General features: G+C 69.0%; 5 protein-coding genes. All 5 read right to left on the minus strand.

The genetic code is table 11. The features are described 5' to 3' along the window. Nucleotides 1-71: 71 nt before the first annotated feature. The gene (locus ACFU8Q_RS38370) at nt 72-1,457 is read right to left on the minus strand and encodes an NAD(P)/FAD-dependent oxidoreductase (protein ID WP_384463876.1); all 1,386 of its coding nucleotides are present in this window, start codon (nt 1,455-1,457) and stop codon (nt 72-74) included. 473 nt (nt 1,458-1,930) lie between these two features. Further along, nucleotides 1,931-2,872 (minus strand): exopolyphosphatase, encoded by a 942-nt coding sequence (locus tag ACFU8Q_RS38375; RefSeq protein WP_384463879.1) that lies wholly within the window; start codon nt 2,870-2,872, stop codon nt 1,931-1,933. Between the two features lie 145 nt (nt 2,873-3,017). After that, nucleotides 3,018-3,551, minus strand: a complete 534-nt coding sequence (locus ACFU8Q_RS38380; protein WP_124722936.1) for a DUF501 domain-containing protein — start codon at nt 3,549-3,551, stop codon at nt 3,018-3,020. A gap of 70 nt (nt 3,552-3,621) precedes the next feature. Next, nucleotides 3,622-4,092, minus strand: coding sequence for a septum formation initiator family protein (locus ACFU8Q_RS38385; protein ID WP_266746617.1), 471 nt, complete (start codon nt 4,090-4,092; stop codon nt 3,622-3,624). A gap of 121 nt (nt 4,093-4,213) precedes the next feature. Beyond that, on the minus strand, nt 4,214-5,500 hold the full coding sequence (gene eno / locus ACFU8Q_RS38390) for a phosphopyruvate hydratase (RefSeq protein WP_384463883.1): 1,287 nt from the start codon (nt 5,498-5,500) through the stop codon (nt 4,214-4,216). Nucleotides 5,501-5,765: the final 265 nt, after the last annotated feature.

Genomic DNA, 5,765 nt, shown 5'->3' on the forward strand with positions numbered 1-5,765 from the left:
CACCACGGATGGCGGACGGCCCCTTCGGGCGTTGTGCACGTACTGCGCGGACGAGTGGGCCCGCGGTCGGGCTAGGAGGCCTTGGCCTTCTCGCCCACGGCCTTGGCGGCGGCCGGTGCCGGGGCCGGCTTGGCGGCCTCGTAGAACTCCTCGCGCGGCGTCTCCATGGCGCCGAGCGAGACGACCTCGCGCTTGAGGAACATCGCAAGGGTCCAGTCGGCGAAAATCCGGATCTTACGGTTCCAGGTCGGCATCGCCATGCCGTGGTAGCCACGGTGCATGTACCAGGCGAGACGGCCCTTGAGCTTGATCTTCATCTTGCCCATGACGATCATCGCGACGCCCTTGTGCAGCCCCAGACCGGCGACCGCACCCTTGTTGGCGTGGCTGTACTCCTTCTGCGGGAAGCCCCGCATCCCGGAGATGACGTTGTCACCGAGGACCTTGGCCTGACGCAGCGCGTGCTGGGCGTTCGGCGGGCACCAGGCGTTCGGGTTACCGGCCCGGCGGCCGACCATGTCCGGGACCTGGGCGTTGTCGCCCGCGGCCCAGATGTAGTCGGTGCCCTGCACCTGGAGCTTCTCGGAGGTGTCCACGTGACCGCGCGGACCGAGCGGCAGGCCGAAGCGGGCCAGCGCCGGGTTCGGCTTCACGCCGGCCGTCCACACGATCGTGTTGGAGTCGACCTCCAGGCCGTTCTTCAGCACCACGTGACCGTCGACGCAGGAGTCCATGGAGGTCGAGAGGAAGACCTCGACACCACGGGACTCCAGGTGCTCCCGGCCCCAGGTACCCAGCTTCGGGCCGACCTCGGGAAGGATCTTGTCGGCGGCGTCGACGAGGATGAAGCGCATGTCCTCGCGCTTCACGTTCGTGTAGTACTTCGCCGCGTCGCGGGCCATGTCCTCGACCTCGCCGATGGTCTCCGCACCGGCGAACCCGCCGCCCACGAAGACGAACGTCAACGCCCTGCGGCGGACGTCCTCATCGGTCGTCGAGTCGGCCTTGTCCAGCTGCTCGAGGACGTGGTTGCGCAGGCCGATGGCCTCCTCGATGCCCTTCATGCCGATGCCCTGCTCGGCAAGGCCGGGGATCGGGAAGGTGCGGGAGACAGCGCCCATCGCAATGACCAGGTAGTCGAAGGGCAGCTCGTAGGCCTCGCCGACGAGCGGCGCGACCGTGGCGACCTTGCGGTCCTGATCGATGGTCGTGACGCGGCCGGTGAGAACCTCGGCCTTCGGCAGTACGCGTCGCAGCGGGACGACGACATGCCGAGGCGAGATGCTGCCGGCGGCAGCTTCGGGGAGGAAGGGCTGGTAGGTCATGTACGACCGGGGATCGACGACCGTGACGGTCGCCTCGCCGTAGCGCATCTTCTTCAGAATGCGCCGAGCTGCGTACAGGCCTACGTACCCACCGCCTACTACGAGGATCCTGGGACGCTCCGTGGTGCTCATGCCATCGAGTATCCACCCCCCTTGGGGGGCGGGCTCGTGAGCCCCTTCACAAGGTATCCCCCACCCTCTGCTACACTTCGCCGCCCACGTGACCGAGGTCATGACCACGGAGGGGAACCACGGCGCGGCGGCGAACGTTGCTCACCGCCTGTGAGCTGGCCCTTGAGCCTCCGGAGCGGGCGAACCACCGCCCCGATCCACACGTCGGCAACGCGCCCGGAACGGTCCCGTATCGGCACGGAACGACCCCGCGAGCGGCCCTGGATGCCCATACGGAGCAGAACTGCCCTTCACGGGGCCGAATTCCTTGTGAAGAAGTTCACGAACTTCGTCGCGACGTGCCCCGCGGAGCGTCCCTCGGGTAGCCCGCACCAGCTCAAAGGTGCAGGCCGGAGTGCGCATGAGCGCCGTTTCGGCACCCGGCAGGAGGCCGGCGCGCAGCGCCGCTCACGGTCGCCCTCGCGAGGCGGTCCCTACGCGACGGACCAGCCGATTCCGTCGAGGATGTCGTGCTCGCTGACGACGACTTCCCGGGCCCCGGTCCGCTTCATCACGGCGAGCAGGATCAGCGCCCCCGAGGTGATCACGTCGACCCGTCCCGGATGCATGGCGCCGATCGCGGCACGCTCGGCGTGGGTGGAGGCGAGGAGCCGTCCGGTGATCTCCTGGACCTGGTCGAGGGAGATCCGGGAGTGGTGGATCGCTTCGGAGTCGTACGCGTCGAGCCCCAGGGCGATCGCGGCGACCGTGGTGACCGTCCCGGCGAGGCCGACGAGAGTGGCGGCCCCGGTGAGCGGGACGCTCTCCTCGGCGAGGTCGAGGGCCGCGTCGATGTCGGCGCGGATCGCGGCGATCTCCTCGGGGGTCGGCGGATCACTCACGACGCCGTCGTGCACGAGGTGCCGCTCGGTCATCCGGACGCACCCCATGTCCACGGAGCGCGCGGCCCGCACATGGTCGTCGCCGACGACGAACTCGGTGGAGCCGCCACCGATGTCCACGACGAGATACGGCTTCTCGAAGTGGTCACGGCCCGTGAGCTCCTTGGTGGCGCCGATGAAGGAGAACTCCGCCTCCTCGTCACCGCTGATCACCTCGGGCTCGACGCCCAGGATGTCCAGCACACCGCGGACGAACTCGTCCTTGTTCTCCGCGTCACGGGAGGCAGAGGTGGCGACGAAGCGGATCTTCCGCGCGCCGTGCTCCTTGATCACCTCCGCGTACCTGCGGCAGGCGGAGAAGGTCCGCTCCAGCGCCTCGGGCGCGAGCCGGCCGGTGCGGTCGACGCCCTGCCCGAGGCGGACGATCTCCATCCGCCGGTCGAGTTCGACGAGCTCACCGGTGGACGGGTCCGCGTCTGCGACGAGCAGACGGATGGAGTTGGTACCGCAGTCGATGGCGGCCACACGGGTCATGAAGTACTCCCGGATCAAGCCCCTCCGACGATCGAGGAGCGGGGTCAGGGGCAGAGCCCCGAATCAAGCCCCTCCGCCCCAGTTCAAGCCCCTCCGGCGATTGAGGAGCGGGGGTTCGGGGGCGGAGCCCCCGGAGGGGGAACGGTCAGCCCTCGTCCGGCGCGCCGCACGGCGAAACGCACGGCCCCTTGCGCCACCACTCCGGCAGCATCGCGATCGCCTCGTCGCCCAGCGGGTTCACCCCGGGCCCCGCGGCCAGCGAGTGCCCGACCAGCACGTGCAGGCACTTCACCCGGTCCGGCATGCCCCCCGCGCTCGGAAAGCCCTCCAGCACCTCGATGGCGTCGCGCCGGGCGATGTAGTCCTCGTGCGCGGCCCGGTACGCGGCGGCCAGCTCGGGGTCCGTACCGAGGCGCTCGGTCATCTCCTTCATGACGCCGTTCGCCTCCAGCGTGCCGATCGCGGACGCGGCGCGCGGGCACGTCAGGTAGTACGTCGTCGGGAACGGCGTACCGTCCTCCAGCCGGGGCTGCGTCTCGACCACGTCCGGGTTGCCGCACGGGCAGCGGTGCGCGATCGCGCGCAGCCCGCGCGGCGGGCGGCCCAGCTGCTGCTGGAACGCGGCAATGTCCGCCTCGGTGGGCGCGGTGGACTCGGTCTGCGGAGGGGGGGTTTCCATGCCTGCCTAGGTTCTGATCGGGCTGCTCGAACTGCGGTTCTGCAGAAGGATGAAGGAGGGACGAAGGGAGTCAGTCGCGGTCGGCGCTGTCGACGCCGTCCCAGAGGTTGGAGTGCCACGGCCGGTCGGAATCGTCCGTCTCACCGTTGCGCTCCTTGACCGCGTCGGGGTCGATCACCGTGTAACCGGTCTCCCCGGGAAGAAGGTAGTGCAGGTGCTTGCGGGCCAGCTGCCTGACGTACGCGTCGTCCTGGAGGCGCGCCTTCTCGTCGCGCAGCTCCTCGGTGCGGGCGCGGGCCTCCTGCGCCAGCCGCTCCTGGTCGGCGATCTCGTCCCGCTGCGAAACGTACTGCCGCATCGGGTACGCGAGCGCCACCACCAGGGAGCAGACGACGAGCGCGAGGAAGGCCGCCCGGCCGGTGAGCCTGGACCGGCGGGCCTGACGGCGGTTCTGCGACCGGTAGACACGGGCGGCGGTCTGCTCGCCGAGCAGCCGCAGCCGGGTCGCGGTGGAGAACCGGTCCCGGTCCTTCGCGGCCATGTCTCCGCCTCCCCATTGCGCACGTCCGTCCCCGCACACGGTACGGGACCGAGTGCGGGGACGGATGGAAGCCGGGTGCTTCGGCCCGCGACGGGCCGACGCTCAACCCTTGCTGTGCTTATTAGTTCGCAGAGCGAAACCGCGGGAACGCCGAGCGGCCCGCGTACACCGCGGCGTCGTCGAGGATCTCCTCGATGCGCAGCAGCTGGTTGTACTTGGCGACGCGGTCCGAGCGGGCCGGGGCGCCGGTCTTGATCTGGCCGCAGTTCACCGCGACGGCGAGGTCCGCGATGGTGACGTCCTCGGTCTCGCCGGAGCGGTGGGACATCATGCACTTGAAGCCGTTGCGCTGGGCGAGTTCGACGGCGTCCAGCGTCTCGGTCAGCGAACCGATCTGGTTGACCTTGACGAGCAGGGCGTTGGCGGAGCCCTCCTCGATACCGCGGGCCAGGCGCTCCGGGTTGGTGACGAAGAGGTCGTCGCCGACGATCTGCACCTTGGCGCCGAGCCTGTCGGTGATGACCTTCCAGCCGGCCCAGTCGTCCTCGTACAGCGGGTCCTCGATGGAGACCAGCGGGTACGCGGAGACGAGCTCCTCGTAGTACTCGGTCATCTCGGCGGCCGAGCGGGACTTGCCCTCGAACTCGTACGTGCCGTCCTTGTAGAACTCGGACGCGGCGACGTCGAGCGCGAGCGCGATGTCCTTGCCCGGGACGTAGCCGGCTTCCTTGATGGCCTCGACGATGAGGTCGAGGGCGGCGCGGTTCGACTCCAGGTTCGGCGCGAAGCCGCCCTCGTCACCGAGACCGGTCGAAAGTCCCTTGGTCTTCAGGACCTTCTTCAGCGTGTGGTAGACCTCGGCACCCCAGCGCAGCGCCTCGGAGAAGGACTCCGCGCCGATCGGGGCAATCATGAACTCCTGGATGTCCACGTTGGAATCGGCGTGCGACCCACCGTTGAGGATGTTCATCATCGGAACGGGCAGCAGGTGCGCGTTCGGGCCGCCGAGGTAGCGGAAGAGCGGCAGGTCCGAGGCCTCGGAGGCGGCGTGGGCGACGGCCAGTGAGACGCCGAGGATGGCGTTGGCGCCGAGCGAGCCCTTGTTCTCGGTGGCGTCCAGGTCGAACATCGCCTGGTCGATCAGCCGCTGCTCGGTCGCGTCGTAGCCGACGAGCTCCGGGCCGATCTGCTCGATCACGGCGAGGACGGCCTTCTCCACACCCTTGCCCTGGTATCGGTTGGGGTCACCGTCGCGAAGCTCAATGGCCTCGAACGCACCGGTGGAGGCGCCGGACGGCACGGCAGCACGGCCCGTGCTGCCGTCGTCGAGGCCAACCTCGACCTCGACCGTGGGGTTCCCCCGGGAGTCGAGGATTTCCCGGGCTACGACGACGTCGATGGACGGCACGAGGCATCTCCTTCTGGGATATGACACTGGTTGTGCAGGGTCACTTTGGCCTTGCGACAAGAGCCTAACCGGCCCGGCCCGCTCAGCCGGACGACCGCCCGACCCCTGGGACGAAAAAGGGCCCAAGGGCGAGCATTGCCGGACAAACCGTCAGAACTTTACTAGTCAGTAACTACAACAGTTGAACGATCACACAGAAACGATCACACGGAGGGGAAGCGTCGCGCGGGGGGTGGCGCGCGACACAGGAAACCCCGGCCCGGCG

This window comes from Streptomyces sp. NPDC057543, from assembly GCF_042801895.1.
GTDB lineage: Bacteria > Actinomycetota > Actinomycetes > Streptomycetales > Streptomycetaceae > Streptomyces.

Bases quoted from the DNA above. Each gene is read 5' to 3' on its own strand.
- ACFU8Q_RS38370 (WP_384463876.1), bottom strand. From the start codon at position 1,457: ATGAGCACCACGGAGCGTCCCAGGATCCTCGTAGTAGGCGGTGGGTAC.
- ACFU8Q_RS38385 (WP_266746617.1), bottom strand. From the start codon at position 4,092: ATGGCCGCGAAGGACCGGGACCGGTTCTCCACCGCGACCCGGCTGCGG.
- ACFU8Q_RS38380 (WP_124722936.1), bottom strand. From the start codon at position 3,551: ATGGAAACCCCCCCTCCGCAGACCGAGTCCACCGCGCCCACCGAGGCG.
- ACFU8Q_RS38375 (WP_384463879.1), bottom strand. From the start codon at position 2,872: ATGACCCGTGTGGCCGCCATCGACTGCGGTACCAACTCCATCCGTCTG.